The organism is Variovorax sp. SRS16 (assembly GCF_901827165.1).
In the GTDB taxonomy this organism is placed as follows: domain Bacteria; phylum Pseudomonadota; class Gammaproteobacteria; order Burkholderiales; family Burkholderiaceae_C; genus Variovorax.
In genome coordinates this window covers 4,310,923-4,336,952 of record NZ_LR594666.1, presented here as the reverse complement: position 1 = coordinate 4,336,952, position 26,030 = coordinate 4,310,923, and the positions used below count along the sequence as shown (strand labels likewise).

The 26,030-nt window shown below is 65.7% G+C and carries 20 protein-coding genes; 9 read left to right on the top strand and 11 right to left on the bottom strand.

Features of this window, described 5'->3' with window-relative positions; genetic code table 11:
* The first annotated feature begins 1 nt into the window (after position 1).
* The 3 genes from E5P2_RS20920 to E5P2_RS20910 all read left to right on the top strand — a co-directional run bounded on the left by E5P2_RS20920 (position 2) and on the right by E5P2_RS20910 (position 3,899).
* Positions 2-1,789, top strand: a complete 1,788-nt coding sequence (locus E5P2_RS20920) for a GspE/PulE family protein (RefSeq protein ID WP_162569076.1) — start codon at positions 2-4, stop codon at positions 1,787-1,789.
* Positions 1,790-1,891: 102 nt separating this feature from the next.
* A complete protein-coding gene (locus E5P2_RS20915; RefSeq protein ID WP_162569074.1) occupies positions 1,892-2,380 on the top strand; it encodes a tripartite tricarboxylate transporter TctB family protein in 489 nt (162 codons plus the stop codon).
* Between the two features lie 7 nt (positions 2,381-2,387).
* Positions 2,388-3,899, top strand: a complete 1,512-nt coding sequence (locus tag E5P2_RS20910; protein ID WP_162569072.1) for a tripartite tricarboxylate transporter permease — start codon at positions 2,388-2,390, stop codon at positions 3,897-3,899.
* Positions 3,900-3,911: 12 nt separating this feature from the next.
* On the opposite strand, the gene E5P2_RS20905 is transcribed toward E5P2_RS20910, so the two are convergent.
* Positions 3,912-4,835 (bottom strand): LysR family transcriptional regulator, encoded by a 924-nt coding sequence (locus tag E5P2_RS20905; RefSeq protein WP_162569070.1) that lies wholly within the window; start codon positions 4,833-4,835, stop codon positions 3,912-3,914.
* A gap of 101 nt (positions 4,836-4,936) precedes the next feature.
* Here E5P2_RS20905 and E5P2_RS20900 point away from each other — a divergent pair, with 101 nt between their 5' ends.
* The 5 genes from E5P2_RS20900 to E5P2_RS20880 are packed head-to-tail and all read left to right on the top strand — an operon-like array spanning position 4,937 to position 10,275.
* A complete protein-coding gene (locus E5P2_RS20900) occupies positions 4,937-5,905 on the top strand; it encodes a Bug family tripartite tricarboxylate transporter substrate binding protein (protein ID WP_162569068.1) in 969 nt (322 codons plus the stop codon).
* Positions 5,906-5,909: 4 nt separating this feature from the next.
* A complete protein-coding gene (locus E5P2_RS20895; RefSeq protein ID WP_162569066.1) occupies positions 5,910-7,523 on the top strand; it encodes a gamma-glutamyltransferase family protein in 1,614 nt (537 codons plus the stop codon).
* A gap of 6 nt (positions 7,524-7,529) precedes the next feature.
* Positions 7,530-8,450 (top strand): DMT family transporter, encoded by a 921-nt coding sequence (locus tag E5P2_RS20890; RefSeq protein WP_162569064.1) that lies wholly within the window; start codon positions 7,530-7,532, stop codon positions 8,448-8,450.
* Between the two features lie 16 nt (positions 8,451-8,466).
* The gene (locus E5P2_RS20885; protein WP_162569062.1) at positions 8,467-9,264 is read left to right on the top strand and encodes an SDR family oxidoreductase; all 798 of its coding nucleotides are present in this window, start codon (positions 8,467-8,469) and stop codon (positions 9,262-9,264) included.
* 18 nt (positions 9,265-9,282) lie between these two features.
* Complete coding sequence (locus E5P2_RS20880) at positions 9,283-10,275, top strand: quinone oxidoreductase family protein (RefSeq protein WP_162569060.1); 993 nt, start codon at positions 9,283-9,285, stop codon at positions 10,273-10,275.
* Positions 10,276-10,283: 8 nt separating this feature from the next.
* Here E5P2_RS20880 and E5P2_RS20875 read toward each other — a convergent pair whose 3' ends face one another.
* From E5P2_RS20875 to E5P2_RS20855, 5 genes are all read right to left on the bottom strand, one after another.
* Entirely contained in the window at positions 10,284-11,942 is a 1,659-nt protein-coding gene (locus E5P2_RS20875; RefSeq protein WP_162569058.1) for a Na/Pi cotransporter family protein, read from the bottom strand.
* Between the two features lie 38 nt (positions 11,943-11,980).
* Positions 11,981-12,805 carry a phosphodiesterase gene (locus E5P2_RS20870; protein ID WP_162569056.1) on the bottom strand — a complete coding sequence of 275 codons (825 nt, stop codon included), beginning with the start codon at positions 12,803-12,805 and terminating at the stop codon, positions 11,981-11,983.
* Between the two features lie 107 nt (positions 12,806-12,912).
* Positions 12,913-13,416, bottom strand: coding sequence for a signal peptidase II (lspA, locus tag E5P2_RS20865; protein WP_162569054.1), 504 nt, complete (start codon positions 13,414-13,416; stop codon positions 12,913-12,915).
* A 61-nt stretch (positions 13,417-13,477) separates the two neighbouring features.
* Positions 13,478-16,315, bottom strand: a complete 2,838-nt coding sequence (ileS, locus tag E5P2_RS20860) for an isoleucine--tRNA ligase (RefSeq protein ID WP_162569053.1) — start codon at positions 16,313-16,315, stop codon at positions 13,478-13,480.
* A gap of 115 nt (positions 16,316-16,430) precedes the next feature.
* Positions 16,431-17,468, bottom strand: a complete 1,038-nt coding sequence (locus E5P2_RS20855) for a bifunctional riboflavin kinase/FAD synthetase (RefSeq protein ID WP_162569051.1) — start codon at positions 17,466-17,468, stop codon at positions 16,431-16,433.
* A 165-nt stretch (positions 17,469-17,633) separates the two neighbouring features.
* Here E5P2_RS20855 and E5P2_RS20850 point away from each other — a divergent pair, with 165 nt between their 5' ends.
* Positions 17,634-18,191 carry an HNH endonuclease gene (locus E5P2_RS20850; RefSeq protein ID WP_162569049.1) on the top strand — a complete coding sequence of 186 codons (558 nt, stop codon included), beginning with the start codon at positions 17,634-17,636 and terminating at the stop codon, positions 18,189-18,191.
* Between the two features lie 56 nt (positions 18,192-18,247).
* Here the strand turns inward: E5P2_RS20850 and E5P2_RS20845 are convergent, their stop codons facing one another.
* The 5 genes from E5P2_RS20845 to E5P2_RS20825 all read right to left on the bottom strand — a co-directional run bounded on the left by E5P2_RS20845 (position 18,248) and on the right by E5P2_RS20825 (position 26,020).
* Positions 18,248-22,162, bottom strand: coding sequence for a hypothetical protein (locus E5P2_RS20845; protein ID WP_162569047.1), 3,915 nt, complete (start codon positions 22,160-22,162; stop codon positions 18,248-18,250).
* Between the two features lie 72 nt (positions 22,163-22,234).
* Positions 22,235-22,735, bottom strand: a complete 501-nt coding sequence (locus E5P2_RS20840; RefSeq protein ID WP_162569045.1) for a hypothetical protein — start codon at positions 22,733-22,735, stop codon at positions 22,235-22,237.
* Positions 22,736-22,789: 54 nt separating this feature from the next.
* A complete protein-coding gene (locus tag E5P2_RS20835; RefSeq protein ID WP_162569043.1) occupies positions 22,790-23,248 on the bottom strand; it encodes a CesT family type III secretion system chaperone in 459 nt (152 codons plus the stop codon).
* Positions 23,249-23,423: 175 nt separating this feature from the next.
* A complete protein-coding gene (locus E5P2_RS20830; protein ID WP_162569041.1) occupies positions 23,424-24,758 on the bottom strand; it encodes an alpha/beta fold hydrolase in 1,335 nt (444 codons plus the stop codon).
* Positions 24,759-24,904: 146 nt separating this feature from the next.
* Positions 24,905-26,020: an acyl-CoA dehydrogenase family protein gene (locus E5P2_RS20825; protein WP_162569039.1), complete on the bottom strand. Its 1,116-nt coding sequence runs from the start codon at positions 26,018-26,020 to the stop codon at positions 24,905-24,907.
* Positions 26,021-26,030 lie beyond the last annotated feature (10 nt).

Below are 26,030 nucleotides of genomic sequence, written 5' to 3'. Positions count from 1 at the left end.
CATGAGTGCCGTTTCTTCCCCTGCAGCTTCCTCCCGCCACGAAGGCCCGCTCGATCTGCGGCGCCTGATCGAGTGGCTTGCCAAGGACGGCGTGATCTCGCCGGTCGAGGCCAAGCGCACGCTCGCGCGCTGCGCGCAGGCCGAGAGCCGGCAGGGGCCGCTGCTGCGCCTGGCCAATGTCGCGATGACGCGCGAGAGCGACGGCAAGCCGCTCGACCTGGAGATGCTCAGCGAGTGGCTGGCCGGGCGCGCCGGCCTGAAGTACCTGCGCATCGATCCGCTCAGGGTCGATGTCGGCAAGGTGGCCGACACGATGAGCGCGGCCTATGCCGAGCGCCACAAGGTGCTGCCGGTGCAGGTCACGTCCAGCGAGGTGGTGGTGGCCACGGCCGAGCCCTTTCTCACCGATTGGGTGTCGGAGGTCGAGCGCCAGTCGCGGCGCACCGTGCGGCGCGTGGTCGCCAACCCGGTCGACATCCAGCGCTACACGGCGGAGTTCTTCGCGCTGGCCAAGTCGGTGCGGGCGGCGCAGAAGGCCGGCAGCAATACGGGTGGCGCCAGCTTCGAGCAGCTGGTCGAGCTCGGCAAGAGCAACAAGCAGCTCGATGCCAACGACCAGAGCGTGGTGCAGGTGGTCGACTGGCTCTGGCAATACGCCTTCGACCAGCGCGCCAGCGACATCCATCTCGAGCCGCGGCGCGAGCAGGGCGTGATCCGCTTTCGCATCGACGGCGTGCTGCATCCGGCCTACCAGATGCCGATGGGCGTGATGAATGCGATGGTCTCGCGTATCAAGCTGCTCGGCCGCATGGACGTGGTCGAGAAGCGCCGGCCGCTGGACGGCCGCATCAAGACCCGCAACATCCGCGGCGACGAGGTCGAGATGCGCCTGTCGACCTTGCCGACGGCCTTCGGCGAGAAGATGGTGATGCGGATCTTCGATCCCGACACCGCCGTCAAGGACCTCGATGCGCTCGGCTTCGCGCAGCACGATGCAGAGCGCTGGGAGCATCTGGTGACGCGGCCGCACGGCATCATCCTGGTGACCGGGCCGACCGGCTCGGGCAAGACCACCACCCTCTATTCCACGCTCAAGCGCGTCGCGACCGAAGAGGTGAACGTGAGCACGGTCGAGGACCCGATCGAAATGATCGAGCCCTCCTTCAACCAGACGCAGGTGCAGCCGCAGCTCGACTTCGGCTTCACCGAGGGACTGCGTGCGCTGATGCGGCAGGACCCGGACATCATCATGGTCGGCGAGATCCGCGACATTGCCACCGCCGAGATGGCGGTGCAGGCCGCGCTCACCGGCCACCTCGTTTTCAGCACGCTGCACACCAACGATGCGCCCAGCGCGATCACGCGCCTGATGGAGCTGGGCGTGCCTTCCTACCTGGTCAATGCCACGATGCTCGGCGTGCTGGCGCAGCGCCTGGTGCGCACGCTGTGCACGCATTGCAAGCAGCCCGACGCGTCGATCACGCGCGAGAAGCTCGCGGAGTTCGTGAAGCCGTGGCAGATCAGCGGTTCGGTGCGCGCGTACAAGCCGGTCGGCTGCGTCGATTGCCGCATGACCGGCTACATGGGCCGCATGGGGCTCTACGAGCTGCTGACGATCGGCGAGGACTTCAAGGCGCTGGTCAACAAGGAACCGAACCTGGCCGGGCTGCGCAAGCGGGCCGTGCTCGACGGCATGCGCCCGCTGCGCTTGGCCGGCGCGCTGCGCGTGGCCGAGGGCGTCACGACCATCGAGGAAGTGCTGAGCGCGACGCCGCCGCTCGAGTCCTGACGCTGCGGGAATACCCTGAATCTCCGGTAGGTGGAACCCACATCAATCTGACTCTCACCTGACTCCACAATCGCCCGATCGATTTTTTCGTGGAGACTGTTCGTGAGAATAAAGAGTCAGAAGGACTTCTTCGCCGGGCTGATGTTCGCCGTCATCGGCATCGGGTTCGCGTGGGGTGCCACCACCTACACCGTCGGCAACGGCGCGCGCATGGGCCCCGGCTATTTCCCGCTCATGCTGGGCGTCGTGATGGCGCTGATCGGCCTCGGCATCATGTTCGCCGGCCTCGCCGTCGAAACCACCGACGGCGACAAGATCGGCAAATGGGCCTGGAAGCAGGTCGTCTTCATCCTCGGCGCCAACCTCGCGTTCGGCGTGCTGCTCGGCGGGCTGCCGAGCATCGGCCTGCCGGCCATGGGGATGATCCTCGCGATCTACGCGCTGGTCATCATCGCGAGCCTCGCAGGCAGCGAGTTCAATCTTCGCAAGGTGCTGATCCTCGCCACCGTGCTGGCGGTCGGCAGCTACGTCGCGTTCATCTGGGCCCTCAAGCTGCAGATCCAGGTCTGGCCGACCTTCATCACGGGTTGAGAAAAAAATGGACCTGATCAACAACCTCTCCATCGGTTTCGGTGTCGCCTTCACCTTCACCAACCTGCTGTACTGCCTGATCGGCTGCATCCTGGGCACGCTGATCGGCGTGCTGCCGGGCATCGGCCCGGTGGCCACCATCGCGATGCTGCTGCCGGCCACCTACGCGCTGCCGCCGGTGTCGGCGCTGATCATGCTCGCGGGCATCTACTACGGCGCGCAGTACGGCGGCTCCACCACCGCCATCCTGGTCAACTTGCCTGGCGAGTCGTCCTCGGTCGTGACGGTGATCGACGGCTACCAGATGGCCCGAAGAGGGCGTGCCGGACCTGCACTGGCCGCTGCGGGACTGGGCTCCTTCTTCGCCGGTTGCGTGGGCACCTTGATCCTCGCGGCGTTCGCGCCGCCCCTGACCGAGCTGGCCTTCAAGTTCGGGCCGGCCGAGTACTTCTCGTTGATGATCCTCGGCCTGATCGGCGCCGTGGTGCTGGCCTCGGGCTCGCTGCTCAAGGCCATCGGCATGATCGTGCTGGGTCTCCTGCTCGGCCTGGTCGGCACCGACGTCAACTCTGGCGTCGCGCGCTACAGCTTCGACATCCCCGAGTTGACCGACGGCATCGGCTTCGTCGCGATCGCGATGGGCGTGTTCGGCTATGGCGAGATCATCGCCAACCTGTCGCGGCCCGACGACGAGCGTGAGGTCTTCACCGCCAAGGTCTCGGGCCTGTTCCCGACCAAGGAGGACTTCAAGCGCATGCTGCCCGCGGTCCTGCGCGGCACGGCGCTGGGTTGTTCGCTCGGCATCCTGCCCGGCGGCGGCGCATTGCTGTCGGCCTTCGCGGCCTACACGATCGAGAAGAAGACCAAGCTGCACCCCGGCGAAGTGCCCTTCGGCAAGGGCAACATCCGCGGCGTGGCGGCGCCCGAGTCGGCCAACAATGCCGGCGCGCAGACCTCCTTCATCCCGCTGCTCACGCTGGGCATTCCGCCCAATGCGGTGATGGCGCTGATGGTGGGCGCGATGACCATCCACAACATCCAGCCCGGCCCGCAGGTCATGACCAGCAACCCCGAGCTGTTCTGGGGCCTGATCGCCTCGATGTGGATCGGCAATGCGATGCTGGTGGTCCTGAACCTGCCGCTGATCGGCATGTGGATCAAGCTGCTGTCGGTGCCCTACAAGTACCTGTTCCCGGCGATCGTGCTGTTCTGCGCGATCGGTGTGTACTCGACCAACAACAACACCTTCGACGTCTGGATGGTCGGCGCCTTCGGCTTCATCGGCTACCTGTTCTTCAAGCTCGGCTGCGAACCGGCGCCGCTGCTGCTGGGCTTCATCCTCGGGCCGATGATGGAAGAGAACCTGCGCCGCGCGCTGCTGCTGTCGCGCGGCGACTGGAGCGTGTTCGTGTCGCGGCCGATCTCGGCCGGGCTGCTGGCCGCCGCCGTATTGCTGCTGGTGATCGTGCTGCTGCCTGCGGTCAAATCCAAGCGCGAAGAGGCTTTCGTCGAGGATTGAACGAACCCGGCGTCACGAGCCCGGCTTGCGCGGCCGCTGAATGTGCTGCCTCGCCATGGCCAGAAAGGCCATGGCGGCCGGGCTGAGCGGATGCTTGGCCAGGCGCACGGCGACCACCGGATATTCCAGCACCGGGCGCGTGACGGCCACTGCCCGCAGATTGGCGGGCATCAGGACGTCCACATAGCGCGGCAGCAGTGCGACGCCAGCGCCCGCCTGGATCAGGCCGAATGCCGTCGACAGCATCGACACGTGGTGGACCCCGCGCGAGACCTTGACCACGCTCGACAGCTGCCGGCTGACGGACCGCCACACATTGGCGTCCGGATTGACATGGATGAAGGGCAGCGACTCCAACTGCCTGGCATCGATCGCCGTTCCCTTGGCCAGGGGATGATCCTCACGCACGAACACGGCCATGCGCTCGCTGAAAAGCGGCTCTGTCGCGAGTTCCGAGTGCTCCTGGCCGATGTCCGAACCGAAGCCGAGATCGGCCTCCTGCGAGAGGATGCGCGAAATCATCTGCTCGGCCGTGCTGTCCATCAGCGAGGTCGCGAGCGCAGGAAAGCGCACCGAAAAGCGCCCGAGCAGCGGGGGCAACAGGGCGGCTGCCGTCAGATGTCCGACCGCCAGCACCACGCGTCCCTCGCGCAGCTGGGACTGCGATCTGCAGGTGCGCACCGACTCGTCGATCAACCGAAGCGTGCGCACCGCCGTGTCGACCATCATCTGGCCCGCGTTGGTGATGCGGATGCGGCGACCGCGCACGAGCAGCGGTTGACCCAGATCGTGTTCCATGCGCTTGATCAGGTGGCTGATCGCGGGCTGCGTGAGCTGCAAGGCCTCGGCCGCGAGCGTGAAGCTACCCGTCTCGGCGACCGCCGCCAGGGCCCGGAGCTGCTGCAGCGAGATCTCTTCGGAGGCGGGTCTCGTCATCACTATGGTTCATAGTTCGATAATCTGGATTATCTGGCTTGATGGCTCGTGCTTGCTTAGCATTCGCTTTCCTCCATCGAGATTCACAATCCAGCAGCACCATGAAACGAATCCTGTTCCTCCAGGCGTGCGCCGCAGCGCTTTGCCTGGCCGTATCTTCCAGCGGCCTTGCGCAGGGCTATCCGTCCAAGCCGGTCCGTCTGGTCGTGCCTTTTCCGGCCGGGGGTGCGACCGATCTGTTCGCGCGCACGCTGGGCCAGAAGATGAGCGAGAAGCTCGGCGCGCAACTGATCATCGACAACAAGCCCGGCGCAGGCGGTGCGATCGGATCCGACTACGCCGCCAAGGCGCAGCCCGACGGCTACACGCTGCTGCTGGCGACCAGCAGCACGCACTCGATCGGGCCCTCGATCAACAAGCTGCCCTACGACGTGGTGCGCGACTTCACGCCGATCGCGCACGTCGGCGATGCGCCGAGCATCATGCTCGTGCCCAACGATTCGCCCGCGAAGACGGTGCGCGAATGGATCGACTACGCGAAGAAGAACCCCGGCAAGCTCAACTACGCCTCGAGCGGCAACGGCACCATCGTGCAGCTCACGGCCGAGCTGTTCAAGTCGCAGGCCGGTGTGTTCGTCACCCACATTCCCTACAAAGGCACGGCGCTGGCGATCCCGGACCTGATCAGCGGCAAGGTGGACGTGCTGTTCGATTCGCTGCCCACCGGCATGCCGCACGTGCGCAACGGCCGCTTGCGCGCGCTGGGCGTGACGTCCCTCAAGCGCAGCCCACTGGCGCCCGAGCTGCCGCCGATCGCCGACACGCTGCCTGGCTTCGAGTCGAACACGTGGTTCGGGCTCTATGGCCCGAAGGGCCTGCCGGCCGACGTGGTGACACGCGTCAACACGGCGGCCAACGAGGCGCTCAGCGACCCCGAGGTGCGCGACAAGCTGGCGCGCCTGGGCATCGAGCCGGCGACCAGCACGCCTGCACAGCTCGCCACCCTGGTCGCGCAGGACGCCGCCAAGTGGAAGAAGATCATCATCGATCGCAAGATCGTCGCAGACTGAGACCATGAAATTCGACTACGCCAACCCCTACACCTCGACGCGCATTCCGGTTTTCGCACGCAATGTCGTCTCGACCTCGCACCCGCTGGCCGCGCAGGCCGGGCTGCGCATCCTGCAGCAGGGCGGCAACGCCGTCGATGCCGCGGTGGCGACAGCAGCCGTGATGACGCTGGTCGAGCCCGTCAGCAACGGCCTGGGCAGCGATTCCTTCTGCATCCTGTGGGACGGCGAGCGGCTGCACGGCCTCAATGCCTCCGGCTGCTCGCCGGAGACCTGGACGCCCGAGTACTTCCGCCGCAAGTACGGCAACAACGCCGCCACGCCGCCGCAGCGCGGCATGGATTCGGTCACCGTGCCCGGTGCCGTCGGCAGCTGGGTCATGCTGTCCGAACACTTCGGCAAGCTGCCCTTCGAGGACCTGATGGCGCCGGCCATCGAGATCGCCGAGCGCGGCTACCTGGTGCCGCCGGTGGTGCAGCAGAAGTGGGCTGCGGCGACGCCGATCCTGCAGTCCCATCCGGGCTTCGCGCAGACTTTCCTGCCCTGGGGCCGCGCGCCGCAGGTCGGCGATCTGTTCAAGTTCCCGGCGGCCGCGCGCGCGCTGAAGGCCATCGCCGCCACCAAGGGCGACGCCTTCTACAGCGGCGAGATCGCCGAGGCGATCGAGCGCTTCTCCAACGCCAACGGCGGCAGTCTCAAGGTGCGCGATCTCTCCAATTGGCGGCCCGAATGGGTCGAGCCGATCTCGCAAACCTACCGCGGCCACACGCTGCACGAGATACCGCCCAACGGCCAGGGCATCGCGGCGCTGATCGCGCTCGGCATCCTCGAACACTTCGACATGGCATCGATCCCGGTCGACTCGGTCGCCGCGCAGCACCTGCAGATCGAGGCCATGAAGCTCGCTTTCGCCGACACCTACCGCTACGTGTCCGACCCCTCGTCGATGGAGTTGAGCCCGCTGCAAATGCTCGATGGCGCCTACCTCGCGTCGCGTGCCAAACTCATCAACGTGAAAAAGGCACAGGACTTCAAGGCCGGCAACCCGGTCAAGGGCGGCACCATCTACCTCACCGCGGCCGACGAGCGCGGCATGATGGTGAGCTTCATCCAGAGCAACTACATGGGCTTCGGCTCGGGCTGCGTGGAACCCGAGTTCGGCATCAGCCTGCAGAACCGCGGCCACGGCTTCACGCTCGACGAGAAGCATCCCAACGTGGTGGAGCCGCGCAAGAGGCCGTTCCATACCATCATTCCCGCCTTCCTCACCAAGGACGGCAAGCCGGTGATGAGCTTCGGCGTGATGGGCGGCAACATGCAGCCGCAGGGCCACATGCAGACCCTGGTGCGCATGCTCGACCACGGCCAGAACCCGCAGGCGGCCTGCGACGCGCCGCGCTGGCGCTTCAACAGCGGCCTCGAGATCAACGCCGAAGGCAGCATGGACCCGGCCATGGTGCAGGGCCTGGGCGAGCTCGGCCACCAGGTCGAGGTCATCAACGACTCCTACCAGGACTTCGGCGCCGGCCAGTTCATCTGGCGCGCGGGCGATCCAGCGGTCGAGGGCTACGTGGCGGCGAGCGATGCGCGCCGCGACGGCCAGGCCGCCGGGTACTGAGCGTCGATGCAGGCAGGCGCCACGACAGGGCAACCCGCTCACAAGCCGGTCGGATCGGGGCTTCTTCTCGCGACCTTCGGCGCGATCGCGTTCAGCGGCAAGGCGATCATCGTCAAGCTGGCCTATCGCTACGGCGTCGATGCGGTCACGCTCATCATGCTGCGCATGCTGTTCGCGCTGCCGATGTTCGCGCTGATGGCCTGGTGGGCCGGGCGCGGCAAGCCAGCGCTCACGCGGCGCGACTGGACCGGCGTGCTGGCGCTGGGATTCTCGGGCTACTACCTCTCGAGCTTCCTGGACTTCGCCGGCCTCGCCTACATCACGGCCAGCCTGGAGCGGCTGGTGCTCTATCTCAATCCGACGCTGGTGCTGCTGTTCGGATGGATCGTCTACCGGCGGCGCATCACGCGCTGGCAGGTTGCGGGCATGGCGGTCAGCTACATGGGGGTGCTGCTGGTCTTCGGCCACGAGGTGCAGCTCGGGCAAAGTGCGGCGGCCGCCTGGGGCACGCTGCTGGTCTTCCTCAGCGCCGTCAGCTATGCGGTCTACCTGGTCGCGAGCGGCGAGTACGTCAAGCGGCTCGGCTCGCTCAGGCTGGTGGGCCTGGCGACCAGCGTGGCCTGCGTGCTGTGCATCGCGCAGTTCGTGCTGCTGCGGCCGGTGGGCGCGGCGCTGGCCGTGGCGCCCGCGGTGATCTGGCTGTCGATCCTCAATGCCGTGCTGTGCACCGCCGTGCCCGTGCTCGCCGTGATGATGGCGATCGAGCGCATCGGCCCCGCCCTGGCGGCGCAGACCGGCATGGTCGGGCCGCTATCGACCATCCTGATGGGCGTGGTTATCCTTGGTGAACCTTTCACGGCATGGATCGCGGCGGGCACCATCCTGGTCATCGCCGGCATCTTTGTCTTCACACGAACGGGGCGCTGAGCCCGAAGGAACGAACATGGATCTGGGAATCGCAGGCAGGACCGCGCTGGTGTGCGGCGCGAGCAAGGGGCTCGGCTTCGGCTGCGCCGAGGCGCTGGTGCGCGAAGGCGTCAACGTGGTGATCGTGGCGCGCGGCGCCGAGGCGCTGACGGCCGCGGCGGCGACGCTGTCGAAGGCCGCGGCCGGGCATGCCGCCGCGCCCTTCGTGAAGCAGGTCGCAGCCGACATCACGACCTCCGAAGGCCGCGCGGCCGTGTTCGCGCTGCACGAGGACTTCGACATCGTGGTCACCAACGCCGGCGGCCCGCCGCCCGGCGACTTCCGCGAATGGGACCGCGAGGCATGGATCAAGGCGGTCGACGCCAACATGCTGACCCCGATCGAGCTGATCAAGGCCACGGTCGACGGCATGGCGGCACGCGGGTTCGGGCGCATCGTCAACATCACCTCGAGTTCGGTGAAGGCGCCGATCGACATCCTCGGCCTGTCCAACGGCGCGCGCAGCGGGCTCACCGGTTTCGTCGCCGGCGTGGCGCGCACGCCGCTCGCCGCCAAGGGCGTGACGATCAACAACTTGCTGCCCGGCTCCTTCGATACCGATCGGCTGAAGGGAACCCTGGCGGGGGCGGCCCAGAAAACGGGCAAGGATGTCGAGGCCATCCGCGCCGCGCGGCAGAAGAGCATTCCGGGCGGGCGTTTCGGAACGCCGGCGGAATTCGGTGCCATCTGCGCCTTTCTCTGCAGCATGCATGCGGCCTACATGACCGGGCAGAACGTGCTGGTCGACGGCGGCGCCTATCCCGGAACCTACTGATCACCAGGAGACATCACCATGAGCAGCCGCAGCAAAGCCGTGCGCATCGATCGCAACGGCGGTCCCGAAGAACTGAAGATCGTCGATGTCGAGGTCGGCGATCCCGGTCCCGGCGAGGTCCGCATCCGCCACAAGGCCGTGGGCCTGAACTTCATCGACATCTACCAGCGCAGCGGCCTCTATCCGTTCGCGATGCCGCTGCAGCTGGGCATGGAGGCCGCGGGCGTGATCGAGGCGGTGGGCGAGGGCGTCACGCATTTGAAGCCCGGCGACCGCGCCGCCTATGCCGGCCAGCCGCCGGGCGCCTACTGCGAGCTGCGCGTGATGCCGGCCAAGTTCATCTGCAAGCTGCCCGACGCGATCTCCTTCGAGACCGGCGCCGCGATGATGCTCAAGGGCATGACGGCGCAGTACCTGCTCAAGAAGACGCTGCCGGCCGAAGGCCTGCAGGCCGGCGACTTCATCCTGTTCCACGCGGCCGCGGGCGGCGTCGGCCTGATCGCATGCCAATGGGCGAAGGCGCTCGGCCTGCGGCTCATCGGCACGGCCGGCACCGATGCCAAGTGCCAGCTCGCGCTCGCGCATGGCGCGGCCCATGCCATCAACTACAGCACCGAGAATTTTGCCGAGCGCGTCAAGGAGATCACCGGCGGCCAGGGCGTGAAGGTGGTCTACGACTCGGTCGGCAAGGACACCTTCGAGGGTTCGCTGAACTGCCTGCGGCCCTTTGGCCTCCTGGCCATCTTCGGCAATGGATCGGGGCCGGTGCCGCTGTTCAATCTCGGCCTGCTCGCGTCCAAGGGCTCGCTCTACATCACGCGGCCGACGCTGTTCACCCATATGGCCACGCGCGAGAGCACGCAGGCGATGGCCGACGACCTGTTCGCTGTGGTCGAGAGCGGTGCGGTGAAGATCTCGATCGACCAGCGCTATGCGCTGACCGACGTGCAGCAGGCGCACCGCGACCTCGAGGCGCGCAAGACGACTGGCTGCACGATTCTGACCCTGTAAGAGCGGGTCTATTCCAATGTGCCCAGGCGCGACTCGCGCATGCGAGTAGGTGCCAGCGCCCCAGCGGATTCGAGGATCGGATAAGCGATCGAGCAGATGTGCGAGTTGATGCGCTTGAGTTCGCTGATGAGGTCGATGTGCAGCGAGCTGGTCTCGATGCTCAGCGCGGTCTGGTCTTGCAGCCGGCCGAGGTGGGTGGTCGCGTAGGCGCGTTCGAGGTCGCGAAAGCGCGCCTTCTCCTCCAGCAGCTTCTGGGCGTCGCGCACGTTGCCGTTGAGGAACACGCTCATGCTCAGGCGCAGGTTGGCGACCAGCCGCTCGTGCAGCTCGACGATCTCGCCCATGCCGGCCTCGGAGAAGTTGCGCTGTGGCTTGATCTTCTTGTCCTCGATGTCGATGATGACCCGCTCGATGATGTCGCCGATCTGCTCCATGTTGATGGTGAAGCTGATGATGTCGGTCCAGCGCCGGCTCTCCTCCTCGCCCAGCGCCGCACGTGAGATCTTGGTCATGTAGTACTTGATGGACGAGTACAGCTGGTCGACCGTGTCGTCGAGCTTGCGCAGCTCCTGCGCCAGGCGCAGGTCGTTGTGGCGGATCACGTTGAGCATGCCGATCAGCATGGTCTCGACCACGTCGGCCTGGTGCAGCGCCTCGCGCGCCGCGTTCGAGATGGCGAGCGTGGGCGTCGACAGCGCCGACGGGTCCAGGTGCTGCTGGCGCCGCGTGGCGACCGGCTCGTCGGGCACCGGCAGCAGGCGCGTGACCAGCCCTGCGACCGCGTCGGTGAGCCCGATGAAGGCAAGGCTGAAGATCACGTTGAAGGCCAGGTGGTAGAGCACCACCAGCTGCGTCGAATCGGACACGTAGGGCCGCACCTCGCGCAGCCACAGGCCCACGAAGGGCGCCGCGATGGCCACGCCGAAGATCTTGAACAGCAGGTTGCCCACCGTCACCTGCCGCACCGCGACCGCGGACTTGGCCGTGGTCAGCACCGCGAGCAGGCCGCTGCCGAGGTTGGCGCCGAGCACCAGGCCGAGCGCGACGTCGAGCGGCACCACGTTCGAGCTCGCCATCGCGGCCACCAGCAGCACGACCGCCAGGCTGGAGTACGCCACGATCGCGAGCGCGGCGCCGATGGTGATCTCGAGCAGCACGTCACTGTTGAGCGAGGCCAGCAGCGCACGCATCGCCGGCGCCGAGAACAGCGGGCCGGTGGCTTCCACGACCAGCTGGAGCGCGAGCAGCATCAGGCCCAGGCCGATCAGCACCCGCCCCACGCGCCCGGCCACGGTGGACGGGCGCGTGATGAAGAGCACCACGCCGAGGAAGATGAACAGCGGCGACAGCCAGGACAGGTCGGCCGAGAACAGCACCGACATCAGTGCCGTGCCGATGTCGGCGCCGCGCATCACCGCGAGCGCGGCCGGCAGCGTGACCAGGCCCTGGCCGACGAAGGACGAGGTCATCAGCGAGGTGGCGGTGCTCGACTGCACCAGCGCCGTCACGCCGATGCCCGACAGCGCCGCGGTGACGCGGTTGCGCATGCTCTGCACGAGGATCTTGCGCAGATTGGCGCCGAAGACGCGCAGCACGCCGGTGCGAACGAGATGGGTACCCCATACCAGCAGCGCGACCGCTGCCAGCAGATTCAACAGATGCTTCATGGAAGGCGAAGACTATACGCTGCGCATCGGCGCCGGAATCAATCGATCGGTGCGTCGTCGTCGTTGAAGGGGTAGGGCCCTTCGAAGCTGCCGCTGGACGCGAGATGGGTCACGAGCCGGCCGCCTGCGCGCCATGCGTGGATGCGAAAACCCGGCGGCTCCAGCATCCACGCCGCGGGCGCGTCGGGGGCGAGGTCCAGGCAGACCTGGTGCGCCGGCCCCGGCGCCGTGGAGGCGATGCTGCCGCCGAAGCGCACGTCGATGGCCCGGTGCAGGTGGCCGCAGATCACGCGTTCGACATTCGGGTGCTGCGCAATCAGGGCCTCGAGCGCCTCGGCGCCTTCGAGCAGGCCGATCTGGTCCATGTGGCCGATCAGCGTCTCGAAGGGCGGATGGTGCATCGCGACCACCACCGGTTCGTCGCGGTACAGCGCGAGTTGTTCCGCGAGCCAGGCGAGCCGCTGCGCGCACAAGGCGCCATGGCTGTGGCCGGCCACGCAGGTATCGATGGCGATCAGCCGCAGGTCGCCGACGCGCACCGCGTACTGGATGAAGCCGTCCTGGCCGAGGTAGGCGTGCGCCGGGAAGCCGGCGCGCAGCGCGTCGCGGTCGTCGTGGTTGCCGGGCATCAGGTAGACGGGCATCGACAACGGCGCCAGCAGCTCCTGCAGATGCGCGTACTCGGCCGCAGCGCCGAAGTCGGTCAGGTCGCCGGTGATCACCACCGCATCGGGACGCTGCTTCAGGCGCAGCACGGATTGCACGGCGCGCTGCAGGTACGGCGCGGTGTCGATGCGGCCGTAGGCGAGCCGGCCTGGCTCGCGGATGTGCAGGTCGGTCAGCTGGGCGAGGAAGGTGGTCATTCGGCGAGCTCCTGGAAAATCATCCGGCGATCGGAATCGATCCGGATGCCGACGTTATCGCCCGGGCGCAAGGCGATGTCGCGCGGCAACCCCTTCGAGAAGCGGGTCTACTTGCCCCGGCGGACGCGCCGAAGCTCGTCGAGGATCAGGCAGATCGCGCCGAGCGTGATCGCGCTGTCGGCCAGGTTGAAGGCCGGGAAGTGCCGGCCGCCGAGGTGGAAGTCGAGGAAGTCGACCACGTAGCCATGCATCATGCGGTCGAGCACGTTGCCGATCGCGCCGCCGAGGATGGCCGCCATCGCGAAGGAGAACAGCTTCTGCCCGGCATGCGACTTCAGCATCCAGACGATGAACAGCGCCGCCACGATGCCGATGGCGGTGAAGAACCAGCGCTGCCAGCCCGTCGCGCCCGCGAGGAAGGAGAAGGCCGCGCCGGTGTTGTGGGCGCGCACGATGTTGAAGAAGCCGGTGACGACGGTGGTGTCGCCCCAGGCGTAGTAGCCGAGGATCAGCGTCTTGGTGAACTGGTCGAGGATCAGGACCACCAGCGCGAGGCCGAGCCAGGGCCAGATGCCTGTGGCAGGCGAGGCGTAGACGCGGCGGGTGCTCATTGGAATACCTTCGTGCTTCGCACTGCGGTGCGAGCTTGCCTGGGGCGGTCCGGCGCGGCGCTCATGCAATGCTCCGCTTCTCGCCGCTGCCGTAGAGGTTGCTCGTGCATCGGCCGCACAGTGTCGGATGCGCGGCGTCGTGGCCAACGTCGTCGCGCCAATGCCAGCAGCGTTCGCATTTGGTTGCGGTGCTGGCCGCGACGCGCACCGCCAGCTGTTCGCCCGCGGCCAGTTCGACCACCGAGGTGATGAGCACGAACTTCAGGTCGTCGCCGAGCGAGGCCAGCAGCGCGTGATCGTCGGGCGCAGCGTCGATCGAGAGATCGGCCTGCAGTGACGAGCCGACCTGGCCCATGGCACGCACCGTCTCGATCTCCTTGTTGACCGTGTCGCGGATCTCGCGGATGCGCGTCCACCTGGCGAGCAGCGCCTCGTCGGGCGTGCCGAGATCGCTGTAGACCTGCGTGAAGATCGACGCGCCGTTGCCCACGAACTTCCACGCCTCTTCGGCGGTGAAGCTCAGGAAGGGCGCCATCCAGCGCAGCATCGCCTGCGTGATGTGCCAGAGCGCGGTCTGCGCGCTGCGCCGTGCGCGCGAGCCCGGCGCGGTGGTGTAGAGGCGGTCCTTGAGGATGTCGAGGTAGAAGGCGCCGAGGTCCTCGGAGCAATAGACCTGCAGCTTGGCCACCACCGGATGGAACTCGTAGACCTCGTAGTGCGCGAGCACCTCGGCCTGGAACTGCGCCGCGCGGGACAGGGCGTAGCGGTCGATCTCGAACAGCTCGCCGAGCGGCACCGCATCCTTCGCGATGTCGAAGTCGCTGGTGTTGGCCAGCAGGAAGCGCAGCGTGTTGCGGATGCGCCGGTAGGCATCGACCACGCGCGCGAGGATCTTGTCGTCGCCCGCGATGTCGCCCGAATAGTCGCTGGCCGCGACCCAGAGCCGGATGATCTCGGCGCCGAGCTTCTTGTTGACTTCCTGCGGATCGATGCCGTTGCCGAGCGACTTGCTCATCTTGCGGCCCTGGCTGTCGACGGTGAAGCCGTGCGTGAGCAGCCCGCGGTAGGGCGCGCGGCCCTCGAGCGCGCAGGCGATCAGGAGCGACGAGTGGAACCATCCGCGGTGCTGGTCGTGGCCTTCGAGGTAGAGGTCGGCTTCGGGGCCGGTGGCGTGGTGCACGCTCGGGTGCGTGCCGCGCAGCACGTGGAAGAAGGTCGATCCGGAATCGAACCAGACCTCGAGGATGTCGGTGCTCTTGGTGTAGTGGGGCGCGTCGGCGTCGCCAAGGATTTCCTCGGTGGTCACGCGGCTCCAGGCCTCGATGCCGCCCTCTTCGACGATGGCCGCGGCCTGGTCGAGGATCTCCATCGTGCGCGGATGCAGTTCGCCCGAATCCCGGTGCAGGAAGAAGGGAATCGGCACGCCCCAGCTGCGCTGGCGGCTGATGCACCAGTCGGGCCGGTTGGCGATCATGTCGTGCAGGCGCGCCTTGCCGTTCTCGGGGTAGAAGCGGGTCTCTTCGATCGCCTCCAGCGCGGTCTGGCGCAGGGTCTTGGGCGCCTTGTCCTTGGTGAACACGCCTTCGCCCTCGTCCATGCGGATGAACCACTGCGCCGCGGCGCGGTAGATCACCGGCGTCTTGTGGCGCCAGCAGTGCGGGTAGCTGTGGGTGATGGTCTCGGTCGTGAGCAGGCGCTGCGCGTCGCGCAGGGCCTGGATGATGAGCGGCACCGCCTTCCAGATGTTCTGGCCGCCGAAGAGCGGGAAGTCGGGCGCGTACGAGCCGTTGCCCTGCACCGGGTTCAGGATGTCGTCGTAGGCCAGGCCGTGCGCGACGCAGGAGTTGAAGTCGTCCAGGCCGTAGGCCGGCGAGGAATGGACCAGGCCGGTGCCGTCGTCGGCGGTCGCGTAGTCGGCCAGGTAGACCGGCGACAGGCGGCGGTAGCCGGCATCGACGTCGTAGAAAGGGTGCTCGAACTCGAGGCCGCCGAGCTTCTCGCCCTTGACGGTCGCCAGCACCTGGCCGTCGAGCGCGTAGCGGGTCATGCACATCTCGACCAGCGAGGCGGCCAGGATCAGCAGGCCGCGGTCGGTGTCGACCAGCGCGTAATCGAGCTCGGGATTCAGGTTGATCGCCTGGTTGGCGGGGATGGTCCAGGCGGTGGTGGTCCAGATCACCGCGAAGATGTCGCCGATCACGCCGTCGAGGCCGAAGGCTTCGAGCACCCTGGCGCGGTCATGCGCCTTGAAGGCCACGTCCACCGTGTGCGACTTCTTGTCCGCGTACTCGATCTCGAACTCGGCCAGCGAGGAGCCGCAGTCGAAGCACCAGTAGACCGGCTTGAGCCCGCGGTAGACGAAGCCGCGCTCGATCACGCGCTTGAAGGCGCGCAGTTCGCCCGCCTCGTTGGCGAAGTCCATCGTCTTGTAGGGATGGTCCCATTCGCCCAGCACGCCCAGGCGCTGGAAGTCGGCCATCTGCTGCGCGATCTGCTCCGTCGCATAGGCGCGGCTCTTGGCCTGCATCTCGTCGCGGCTCAGGTTGCGGCCGTATTTCTTTTCGATCGCGTTCTCGATCGGCAGGCCATGGCAGTCCCAGCCCGGCACGTAGAGCGCGTCGAAGCCCTTGAGCTGGCGCGCCTTGGTGATCATGTCCTTCAGGATCTTGTTCACCGCATGGCCCATGTGGATCTGGCCGTTGGCGTAGGGCGGCCCGTCATGCAGGATGAACTTGGGCGCGCCGTGGCGCGCGTCGCGCAGGCGGTGGTAGCGGCCCTCGTCGTTCCATTCCTTGACCCAGCCCGGCTCGCGCTTGGTCAGGTCGCCGCGCATCGGGAACGGGGTGTCGGGCAGGTTCAGCGTGGTGCGGTAGTCGGTGGAGGATGCAGCGTCGGACATGATGGAGTGCGGAACAGGGCTTCGACAGGCTCAGCCCGAACGAGGTGTCGTCGGTGCGGAAGGAAAGCCGTTCGCCCTGAGCTTGTCGAGGGGCGGCAGCACGGGGCGTGCGGGGCTAAATTCGGTCGCGCGTGGTCTGGCGCTGGGTTTCGGCGTGGGTGGATGCGAAGAACGCGCGCGCATCGCGGCCATCCTTCGCGATGCCCGCGGTCAGGGCTTCGAGGCTGGTGTAGCGCAATTCGTCGTGCAGTTTGTGCAGCAGTTCCACGCGGACGATTTTACCGTAGCCCCCTTCGGCACCCAGCGCGGCGGGCCAATCGAGGCAATGCGTCTCCAGCAACACGCGGCCGGCGTTGACATCGTTGGCATCCAGCGACGGGCGCACGCCGAGGTTGGCGACGCCGTGCAGCGGCGCCTCGCCGAGCCCGTGTACCAGCACCGCGAAGATGCCGCTGGCTGCCGGCTTCCAGTGCTTGAAGCGCAGGTTGAGGGTGCGAAAGCCGTCGTCCCGCCCGGGCTCCGAAGCACCCAGCGCGCGCCCCAGCTTGCGGCCGTGCACCACGTGGCCGGAGATCGCATAGGGCCGGCCGAGCAGCGCCTGCACATGGCGCATGCGGCCTTCGGCCAGCCCCTCGCGCACCGCGGAGCTCGACACGCGCAGGCCATGAACCTCGTAGCTGTTCATGCGCGCCACGTCGAAGCCCTGTGTTTCGCCGGCCTTGTCGAGCATGGCGTAGTCGCCGGCCCGCCTGGCGCCGAAGCGGAAGTCGTCGCCCACCAGCACGTAGCGCGCCCCCAGCCCCTCGATCAGCACATGCTGGATGAATTCGTCGGGTGATTGCGACGCGAGCCGGGCATCGAAGGGCAGCACGATGGTTTGCGCCACGCCGCATGCGGCCAACTCGGTGAGCTTGTCGCGCAAGGTGCCGATGCGTGCCGGCGCAAGCTCGGGCCGCTTGCTGAGGGCGGCGAAATAGTCGCGCGGATGCGGCTCGAAGGTCAGCACGCAACTCGGCAGCCCGCGCTGGCGCGCCTCGGTGTGGAGCAGCGCGAGCATGGCCTGGTGACCGCGGTGCACGCCGTCGAAATTGCCAATGGTCAGCGCGCAGGCCGGCGCCACGCCCGGATGCCTGAAGCCTCGGAAAACCTGCATCGATCGATATCTTTTTGATAGCGCGTCCTGCCCGCCGAATGGGCATGTCAGCGCGTTTTGTCACAAAGCCGGTATATTGTGACGCAGTGCGTCATCGGCAAGCCCTTCGGCGGGTGCGATGTCCTGGTCTTTCCGAGGTTCTTCCTGTTCTTGAGGAGGCGTGTGGTGAAGGTCTTGAAGTTGTCGGCCCAAGGGCTGCCCCAATCGTGGATTTCGCTCGAGCAGGCGGTGATCCACTACGCGGCCGAGGAGGTGCGCTGGGAAGCCGGCGGCGAGATCGCGCTGTTTCGCGGCGGTCACAACGCGGTGACGGGCGAGCAGTCGCAGATCGTCGTCAACAGCATCATTGGCACCAAGGGCGTGCCGCGCATCAACCCCTTCACGCAGCGCCCGGGCCTCACCAACAGCAAGCTCTTCGCGCGCGACCGCAACGTCTGCGCCTACTGCGGCGGCCACTTTCACGAAGAGGAGCTCACGCGCGAGCACATCATCCCCTTCGCGCAGAACGGCATCGACACCTGGATGAACGTGGTCACGGCCTGCAAGCCCTGCAACCACCGCAAGAGCAGCCGCACGCCCGAGCAGGCGAACATGCCGCTGCTCTATGCGCCCTACGTGCCGAGCCTGTGGGAAGACTTCATTCTGCGCAACCGCCGCATCCTGGCGGACCAGATGGAGTTTCTGATGGCGCATCTGCCGCACAGTTCGAGGTTGCACGGGTAGGGCCTCGTGTGCCCATCCCGGCGCAGACGCCTGCAGCCTTTATAGGGACGTGAAGGTCATTGTTTCTTCTCGGCCTGGCGTTGAGTGTTCTCGCCTCTGATCGCTTGCAATACGTTGTCGGCGTTTTGCTTCGCCAGCCTGTCCGTATCGGGGTTTTTGGCGATGGCGATCGCGAGATGCATGCACTCCACCATCTCCTGGCTCGAGAGCAGTCCGATAAATCGAGTATTTCCGATGTTCGCGTGAAGCTGCGACAGGTTGTGCCACACCGATCGCTTCGTCTTCAGATAGACGGCCGGCAGATCGGGAACGATCATTTCGTCATGCACCTGACCCAGTTGAGTCAGTATGTTGCGGCGATAGTCAGTCGAATCAATGGACGAGTCGCTCGATTCACTGCCCCGTGGTGCCTCCGATGGAATGGGTGCTTTCCGCGCTTCGATTTCTCCGGACGAATCATCGTGGTCGGAAACCGCCTGGATACCGAATTTCTTGTTTTCTGATTTGCGCCCCGAGGAAGAGTCCTCGGCATCGCTCTGCGAGGGTGAGCTGTCGGCAACGTTCTCTGCGGATGAGTCTTCGGCGTCGCTCTCCGACGAATCGTCAATCAAGGGCTCATGCAAACGAACAAAGTCCAAATAATACTGATCTGTCTCGTCTGCGGCGTTGTCGTCGACGATGGCTGTCATGTCCCTGAAGAGATCGTCCATGGCGCTGAGCTCCTCTTTCTCTTCCGCTTCGCGGACCTTCCAGTTGTTCACGTTCACGAACTTGTAGTCGACAAGAAAGCGCTTTGACTCGGCGACCTCTTCGTTATCGTTTTCGTCAATGATGTCGATGACGCTGTCGATGAGCGAGATGGCCCCGCGTGGAGTAAGAAGAGTCCCTCCTCTTGGAGTCCGAGGCGTCGTCGCCTGCGCAGGCTGGCCAACTCTCGAAAAACGCGTCCTGGGCGTCCTGTTGTTGGAATGGCCGCGCGGCGAGTCGAGTCCGGTGATGGCATTCTCGGATTCCGCTGCAAACGAAACCTTCCTGGTGCGGCGGCCCGTCGAAAGTCTGCTTTTGCTGCTCTCCGAAACACTGATGTCGCGTTGCACGAGACGCAAGGGAGGTATTGTTGTCCTGGGGTTCACGGCGCCATGCTTCCTGATGCGTGGGACGGGCGTCGGCCCGGGATCGACCCGGGACTCGATGTCGATGATGACGTCCTTGCCAAACGAAAGCCGAGCGCCCGCCCTGGACGCATTTCTGCTGCGCTGTGGCTGGTTGCTGGTGCTTGGTTTGTTGTCCGGGGCATTGTCCGCATTCAGTTCAAGCGCGTACGCCTGGAGCTTCTGCTGGTATGCGGCGGCCAAAGCGTCCGCCTCCTCGAGGGTCTGGATATCGAACTGCGCAGGATCAAGTTGCAGATACTTCCACAGCGGAGTGTTGGCCGGTGCCTTCATTTGTTCCCAGGCGTCGCTCAGGAGCGTCGCCTTGCGGTCATAGCCCACGGGATCCGGCCGATCGGCGTCCGGAATCTGTGTGGCGGCAAGCGTTTTGAAGCCGGTCGGTTTGTGATCACCGAAGAGCGCGTTGCCGAACCGGTAGTCCAGGATGCCTGCATTCGGCATGGCGGCGCCGCGCTCTCGGTCGCGTCCGCGATGCAGTTCCTTGGTCGCGATATTCTCATGTGCTGAATAGGCGATGAAAAGGCCGACTATCGAGCCTACGATCGCGGCCGAACTTCCCAAGCCACCGACGATGTTGATGATCTGCTTGCGCGTTGCGTAGTCGGAAAAAGTGTCGACGGTCGAATTCAGCACGGTCGAGTTCAGCGCGGTCGAATTCAGCGCCTGCCACGAATCCGTGCCTGTCGGGGAGTCGGCAGCGGTGAGTCCGTACGCGAAGCTCTGGATCGCGTTGGTGATCAACTTGAACGCCAAGGGCGTGGCAGGTCCGGCAGCGACCAGAAGGAAGTTCTGACCGACCTTTTGCGCCGCCTGGTTGACCGACGCCAGGTCGCTGAGACTTTCCGTCAACCCTTTCAGCTCGGCAAGTCTGTTGTCCTCGGACTTATGTTCGACGCCGTGGCTTTGTGCGCACAGCAAGGCGCCTTGGAATATGGCCTTCGAGTCGTCTGGGAGCGTGCTCCGATCGCTCAGGAGTTCGTCGAGTTTGCCCTCGTTCAGATGCTTGATGTTCTTTTCGTTCTCTTCGTAAAGAACCAGGATCGCCTGCGCTTTCCTGGCCCCCTCAGGGGTGATGGATTTGAGCTTGCTTGCACTCTTCAAATAGCCTTGACGAGCCTCGGGTGTCTTGCATTCGGAGAAGAAGAGGACTGAGCGCTGGTAAGAGCCATTCGGCATGTTGCCTTCGGCATCCGACAGCGCGGTGAGGAATGCTGCCCGATAGATCGTTCGATCGAATTCGAGCGCATTCTTGAAGTGAGTGATGCGCCGCTGCATCGGGCCTATCACGATCTGATCGAGCCGCGCTGGGTTGAACTTGTCATCCTTGGGCGCAAGATTGCCGACCCCTGTGAGCGCGGTCAGCTGGAACTGGACTGTCAGGAGCGATTTGTAGTCAGATCCCGCCGTCCGTCGGTGAAACAGGTTGTAGCCAAGAACCTGGCCGATCTGGCTGACGAGTGCCGCGACCTGCATCCCCGTGTTGCCGATGGCGGAAGCTCCAGCCACATTGGAGGCGAGCCCGAGCATGGCCGTGGCGATATTGAAGAGGTTTCGGAAATTCTTGCTGTTGCCCTGGTTGAGCTGATGACTGAGCGTGACGTAGATGCGCTCGGCCGCAAGCTTGCTCTCGAGTTTGTCGATTTCTGCCTCGATGGCATTGTCCGTGTTCAGATTCCGGGCGAATTTCGCAAGGAGTTTGATTTCGTTGTCAAGCTCCACAAACCGGTTGATGAGCTTCTTGGTCCGGTCATAAATGCGAGCGTCGGCTCGGCTGACATGTTCCGCATTCTGTTCCCCGAGTGCCGTGATCTGCTCATGGAGAGATTCGTATTCGATCCTGAGGATCTTGATGTGATCCCACATTCTGTCGCCCTCCGAACCTTGGAGGCTTCTCAAGAACGCAATTCGGTCTTCGAGAAGCTTCGTGCCCTGCAGTTGACCGATCGAGGTGTCCTCCAGGACCAGTACCGAGGCACTGAGATTGGGTTGGTATTCCGGCCCGTTGTGGCTGCGAAGTGCCACGTCGACACTCTGGCCTTCGGCCTGCTTCAACGGCACCCAGTAGAACGCGAAGCCCTGCGCCACGACGGCTGTTGCATTGAGGGCAGCCATCCAATATTGCGCCGGATCGAACTGGGCCATCTCGAGGGAGGCAGCCGCCAGAGCCACGTCTACCGCAAGAATGAACGCGGATCGCGCAATTCCCGGCGCCTGTTGAAGGTAGTTGGCCCTGATGGACCAGTTCGCATAGTGGCAGCCTCCAGCCGCGATGCGCCGCTCCGAGTCCGGATTCCACGGCCCATGTTCGCTGACCTGCTCGTAAATGACGCTCAGCTGTCGTCCGAGTTCCATGCTGCGGGTCTTGATCTGCTCGGGGTTGATCCTCCGTGCCGCGATGTCTGCGATGAGCGCTGTGCGCCCGTCATGATAGACATCGACTTTCGCCCTGAAGTTCTTGTCTTTCGCGTAGCGCGTGCTCCATTGGGTTTTCTCGAGGTTGTACGACTGTTGCAGCGCACTCGACGGAATCGGCTTCGACGGACTGGCGATCTTGGAAGTGGAAATCGAGTAGGCCTTCTGGATGTCGACGACCGTGGTTTGCTTCTTCATCCTTTCCGTGGTGTTGGGCCGCCGGATATCCTGTCGCGCAGGTACTTTCTTAAACCTGGGATCCTGACCCTGCTGGACTTGGGTTGCCCTTGCTTTCAGTTTGGGTCCCGGTTTATGTCCTCCTTGAACTGGCGGATAGTTGGAGCGCGAGGCTTGGATGGAGGGGGGCGATGAGGGGATGTTCTGCATGAAAATTCCTTGGGGTTGTCTTTTGTGCCGAGATAGGTGGCGTTGCGCAGCGCTATCGAGGCGATGAAGTCGTCATGCGAATGCGGACGGAACGGCCGGCATGGCGTGATTCGTGAGCGCGCCGAGCCCTTCGGCATCGAGAATCCCGCCATTGCGCCATCGCAGCGCCAGGGCCGCCATGCCTTCGATCAGCGCAGCCATGCTCTCGTCGTCCCAGAGCGGCATTGCGCACGAATGCGTGTAGACGCAATTCCCGGCCTCGTCGAGTGCAAAGCCGGTCAGCAGCAGCGCGGAGAGTTCATAGTTGGCTTCGAGCAGGCGCATGCAGCTTTCGCGCGCCGCGCTGATGGGTAAAGGGCCGAATGCGCAACTGACCAATATCAGGTTGTCGATCTGCGGGTCCGTGTTGTGGACGAGCACGAAGCCCACCCCTTCGACAACGAACTCGATGCCGATCTTGGCCTCGATGTCCATTTGCGGCGCCTCGAGCGCCGCGGGGTCCGCGCCGAATCGCACGAGCGTCTGGCGCGCGAGTCTCAGAAAGTCCCGGCGAGCGGGCAGGATTGCATCCAAGGCTGTCTCCTTGTGTATGAAAGGCGGGAAGGGAAACGAAAGGCCGACGGCCTGCTAGGCCGATGGCCGTGTGCAATGCCGGGACCAGGGCTCGGCGGCGGTGACCATCGTCGATATGTTCCGCAGCAGTTGTTCAGCCGTGAGTTCGCTCAGCGATTCGACGGTGCTGTAGACGAGCTCGTTGGTCTTCGTGTCGACCGCGAACATGCCGGCGTGCGAATAGGCCAGTGGCATGTTGCTCATGAGGGTGCCTGCGAGGATGCCGGCATCTTGCGCAGCCGGTACGGTGCCGAGCCGGCAGTGCACGACGAGCCGTTCCATGGCATCCGGAAAATGCAGGATGTGGAAGGTCATGCCATCGACCTCGAGGTCCAGCAAGAGATAGTTGTCGGGGTCGTCGACGACCGCCATGGCCGGCTCGCCGCGTTCCCTGCAAACGTCTTCGGTCAGTGAGATGAATCGTCCACGCCAGTTCGTGAATTCTTCGTCGCGGGTTGTTTCTTCTTCGTTCATGACGGTCTCCTTGGGACCGACGCGTGCCAGGCAGCGGATTCCGCCAGGCGGCGAGGCTGCGATTCCTCAAGCATCGGCTTTGCGGATCGCAGGAAAGCCGGGAAGAAAGGATCAGGAGAAATGAATGCGGCGCCGGCGCGGTGGCCGAACGCTCGGTGCTCGGAAGCTCAGTGGCTCAGTAGCTCAACTCGAGCACGCTGACTTCGCCCCGCGCCAGCGGCCAGGTCCGGCCCACCACGCGCTCGCCGTTGAATTCGGCCGGCACGGTGCGCGCCTCATCGCTTGTCAGCTTGAGCTTCGCGCTCGAGACGCCCGCACCCTGCGGCGGCACGCCGGGCAGCGTGGTCTGGCCGTCGAAGCGCATCGTGTCGCGCTGGGCATCGAAATAGCCGCGCGGCCGCGTGAAGATGACCAAGGCCTTGGCGGCGCGGTCGGCCTCGGCGATGCGCTGCGGGCACAGTTGCACCACGCTGCTCGATCGGGGAAAGGGGCTGCGGTAGATGTGCGTCGTCGCGTAGCCCGGCGCGCTCAGCACGAATTCGTAGGCGGTGTCCGGCCGCGCGATGAAGGGGCCCCAGCGGCCGTCGGCCGCGATGGTCTGCGTCCAGGCCGAAGTGCCCTGGCGCATGCCGGTCGTAGCGTCGACAGCGAAAATCGCCAGCTGTGCGCCGGCCAGCGGCAGGTTGTCGGCAAAGTCGCCGCTCGCGGGATCGTGCGGATCGAGCCCCAGGCCCGTGACCCGGCCCGACAGCGTGGCCTGTGCCTCGGCCACTGGTTGCAGCGTGCGCGGCGGCGATCCTGTCAGGAAGCGCCAGGCGGCCTCGAAGGCAGCCGGCGAGAAGGAGGTCTCGCGATGATCGAGCCGCGGGATCACCACATTGCTCGCACCCTTGAGCGCGGGGCCGTCGAAACCGATGTTCGTCGGCATGCCTTTGGCACCGATCCATACCCCGTCGGGCTGCGCATATTTGTCGTTGTGGTCGGAGCGCACGGTCAGCCATTTCACGCCGGGCGTGACCTCGTCGCCGGCGGCATTCTTCGGCTGGTTGAGCTGCCGCATGAACGGGCTCAGGCCGGAAAATTCGCTGCCCTCGTGCAGCCCCTTGACGGCCCAGATGCCGTGGGCCGGATTGCCACCGAGCACCACCCGGCTGACGACACGATCGCCGCCGCCATTCTGTATGTAGTTGCGGATGGCATTGCCGCCGCGCGAGTTGCCGATCAGGATGACCTGGCTGGCGCCGGTGGTCTTCAGCACGCGATCGACTTCGGCTTTCAGGAAGGCCATCGATTCGGCCGCCGAGCTTCGCCCCGGCTGCGCCACGGCGTCGTCGTCGCGCGCCAGGGGGAAGGGCTGATCGGACGCGAACAGCCGGTCGCGCGGCCAGCCGTTCGATTCGAAACGCCAGATCGTGGTCTGCCACAGCGCGGCCGAATCGCCGTTGCCATGCACGAAGACGATCGGCAGCCGGTCCGCGGATGTCGGCGTGGTGGAGCAGGCAGCGAGCATGGTGGAGTGGAGGCGAGGCCGAGGCCGAGGCCGATCAGATGGCGGCGAGTTTGCATGACGGGTCCTGTTCAATGAAAAAGAAAACGCCCGCATGCGCGAGGCCGGCGGGCGTTGTGCGAGGTCGCGACAAGCGCCGCGGCCGTCGATCAGGCGAAGACGCCGGCCGTGTCCTGCATGCGCCCCGACACTTCGCCGAGATGATGCAGCGTGTCGCCGAACGTCATCTCGAGTTGCGTCAGCTTGCGGAAGTAGTGGCTCACGATGTATTCGTCGGTCACGCCGATGCCGCCGTGCAGCTGCACCGCCTGCTGGCCGACGAAGCGCATCGAGACGCCCAACTGGTACTTGGCACGTGCCAGCGCCTGCCGGCGCTCGGCCGCCGGCGCATTGAGCTTGAGGCTGGCGTAATAGCTCATCGAGCGCGCCAGTTCGAGCTGCATCTTCATGTCGGCGACGCGATGGCGCAGCGCCTGGAAGCTGGCGATCGCGACGCCGAACTGCTTGCGCGTGTTCATGTACTCGACGGTGATCGCAAGCGTCCGGTCCATCACGCCGATGGCCTCGGCGCAGGCGGCAGCGATGCCGATGTCGACCGCATGCTCGAGCACGGGCAGGCCTTCCCGCGCGACCAGCACGGCGGCGGCCTTGTCGAAAACGACCTCGGCCGCGCGGCTGCCGTCCTGCGTGCCGTAGCCGCGTGCCGCGACGCCATCGGCCGCGCGCTCGACCAGGAAGAGCGCGATGCGACCGTCGAGCTGCGCGGGCACGAGGAAGGCATCGGCCTCGTCGCCGGCCGGCACCAGGCTCTTGCTGCCGCTCAGCGTCCAGCCGTCGCCCGCCTTGACGGCCTTGGCCTCGCACATGTCGAGCCGGTAGCGCGCCTTGCGCTCTTGCCAGGCCAGTGCGACCAGCGCCTGTCCGCCCGCGATGCGCGGCAGCCAGTTGTCCTTGGTGTCGGGGTCGGCGTGGCCCGCGAGCACGGCGCCGGCCACGAAGGATTGCGCGAGCGGTTCCAGCACGATGCCTCGGCCCAACTCCTCCATCACGACCATGCCCTCGACCGGGCCCATGCCCATGCCGCCCTCGTCTTCCGGGATGTAGAGGCCGCCCAGGCCCAGCTCGGCCAGTTCGTCCCAGGCTTCGCGCGAGAAGCCTCCTGCGGCCTCCGTCGCACGGCGGCGTTCGAAGCCGTAGCCCTTCTCGACCCACTTGGCGACGGCGTCGCGCAGCTGCTGCTGATCGTCTGAAAAATCGAAGTCCATGTCGGTTTCC